This is a genomic window from Agromyces sp. P1_H4, assembly GCF_056405255.1.
Window position 1 is genome coordinate 1 of sequence record NZ_JBFUCL010000464.1, and the last position, 2,217, is coordinate 2,217.

The window sequence follows — 2,217 nt, forward strand, 5'->3', positions numbered from 1 at the left end:
TCGGCGCGCCGGCGCCTGCGGGCACCGGCTCGACGTCGGCCTCCGCGAGCCGCTTGGCCTCGTCGAGGTGCGCCTGCACCTGGGCGCGGCCGGGCAGGAAGAGGCTGGCGAGCGCCGCGATCGCGAACCCGGCCACCGCCACCCAGACCGAGGCCTGCAGGGCGGTGAGCAGGTGCTCCCGGCTCCAGTCCTCGCCGACGACGGTGAAGAACACGGTCGTCGAGACCGCGACGCCGGCCGCCGCGCCGAGCTGCTGGAAGGTGCTGTACGCACCCGAGGCTGCGCCCGCATCGGCGACCGGCACGGTGGCGAGGGCCACGTCGACGAGCGGGATGACCACGAGCGCGAGGCCCACGCCCGACAGCAGCATCGGCCACACCGCCGCCCAGCCGGTGAAGTCGGCGCCGGTGGCGACGACGACCGCGAACACCCACAGGAGGCCGGCTCCGAGCAGCACGGCGCCCGCGGTGACGAGCACCTTGCCGAGGCGCGCCACGAGCGGGATGACGATGCCCGTGCCGACCAGCGCGCCGAGGCTGAACGCGAGCAGGTTGAGGCCGGCGGTCAGCGCGTCGAAGCCGAGCCCGACCTGCAGGTAGATGATGAACGGCAGCGTGAACGCGTTGAGCGACCCCTGGAACGCCGCCTGGGTGACGATGCCCGCCGAGAAGCCGCGGTCCGCGAAGAGCGGCATCGGCAGCAGCGCCGAGCCGTCGCGGCGCATGCGCCGGCGCGAGTAGGCGATGAACACGACGAGCAGCACCGCGCCGAACGCGACGGGGATCCACAGCCAGGCCGGCCATCCGAGCGACTGGCCCTCGACGAGCGGCACCATGAACGCGAGCACGATGGCGCTGAGCAGGGCCACGCCGACCAGGTCGAGCCGCATGGGTCGCTCGGAGCGCGTGTCGGGCACGAAACGGGCCGCGAGGATGAAGATCGCGATGCCGACCGGGATGTTGATGAGGAACACCGTGCGCCAGCCGAGGCCCCAGAGGTCGGCGTCGATGAGCCAGCCGCCGAGCACCGGGCCGAGCACCGCGGCGAGGCCGCTGACGCCGCCGATGAGCCCGTACATGGGAGCCCGCTCCCGAGGGCTGAACAGCGCCTGCACCGACGCCAGGAGCTGCGGCACCATGAGCGCGGCGAACAGGCCCTGCGCGATGCGCGTGACGACGAGCGCCTCGCCCGACCAGGCCGCCGCGGCGACTCCGGAGGCGATCGTGAACCCGGCGATGCCGATGAGGAAGATCCTGCGGCGCCCGAAGAGGTCGCCGAGGCGCCCGCCCGTGATCAGCCCGACCGCGAAGGCGAGCATGTATCCGCTGACGATCCATTCGAGCTGGGCCTCGGATGCCCTGAGGTCGGCGCCGATCGACGGCAGGGCGACCTGCACGATGGTGACGTCGAGCAGGTCCATGAACGAGGCGAACAGGAGGATGCCGATGGCGAGCCCTCGGCGTGTGGTGGTGGCCATGGCCGTCATCCCTTCGTATGCTGAGATTGGTACCGGATCGGGATTGTCCCGATATGGAATAATCCCACTTCGGGAAGAATAGGAGGTGGACGAGCCGATGTCAAGCAGGGCTGAGGTCACCGCTCGCATCGTCGAACTCGTGCAGCTCGTCATCGCCTCCTCGGTGATGACGAACGAGCGCATCGCCCGATCGCTCGGCATGAACGTGGTCGACATGCAGGCGTTCGGCTTCATCCAGCGCCACGGCGGCCCGATGACCGCGGGCGAGGTGAGCCAGCAGACCGAGCTGCCCACGAGCACCACCACACGCGTGCTCGACCGGCTCGAGAAGCACGGGCTCATCGAGCGCACGACCGATCCCGCCGACCGGCGCCGGGTCGTGGTGCAGGCGCTCCCCGACGCGTTCGCCGGAGCCGGTCGGGGCGGTCCCGACGACCCGTACGGCGACATCCTCGCGAGCATGCTGCGCCTGCACGAGCAGTTCACCGTCGAGGAGCTCGAGATCGTCGCCCGCTACCTCGACGCGCTGAAGGACGTGCGCTGAGCCGTCAGCGGTTCATAGGGTCGCGAATTAGCATGTCGGTGTGGCACGCCCCAAGCAGCAGCGCATGAACCCCCAAGACGTCCGCAACCGGAGCGCCCGCGGTCGCTCGGGCAACCCCGCCAAGGCCGGATCCAGCCCGGCCGCGGCGCGTGGTCCGGCCACCGCCGCCGACTGGGTGGCCGGCGCCCGGCTGCGC

At 71.4% G+C, this 2,217-nt stretch carries 2 protein-coding genes; one reads left to right on the forward strand and one right to left on the reverse strand.

What is annotated here, in order from left to right:
- Positions 1–1,477 (reverse strand): MFS transporter (locus AC1DY2_RS18920; RefSeq protein ID WP_476763815.1); only part of this gene is annotated, 1,477 nt, incomplete at its 3' end.
- Positions 1,478–1,562: 85 nt separating this feature from the next.
- Between AC1DY2_RS18920 and AC1DY2_RS18925 the strand changes: the two genes are divergently transcribed.
- Positions 1,563–2,021, forward strand: coding sequence for a MarR family winged helix-turn-helix transcriptional regulator (locus AC1DY2_RS18925; RefSeq protein ID WP_476763816.1), 459 nt, complete (start codon positions 1,563–1,565; stop codon positions 2,019–2,021).
- The last annotated feature ends 196 nt before the right edge of the window (positions 2,022–2,217 follow it).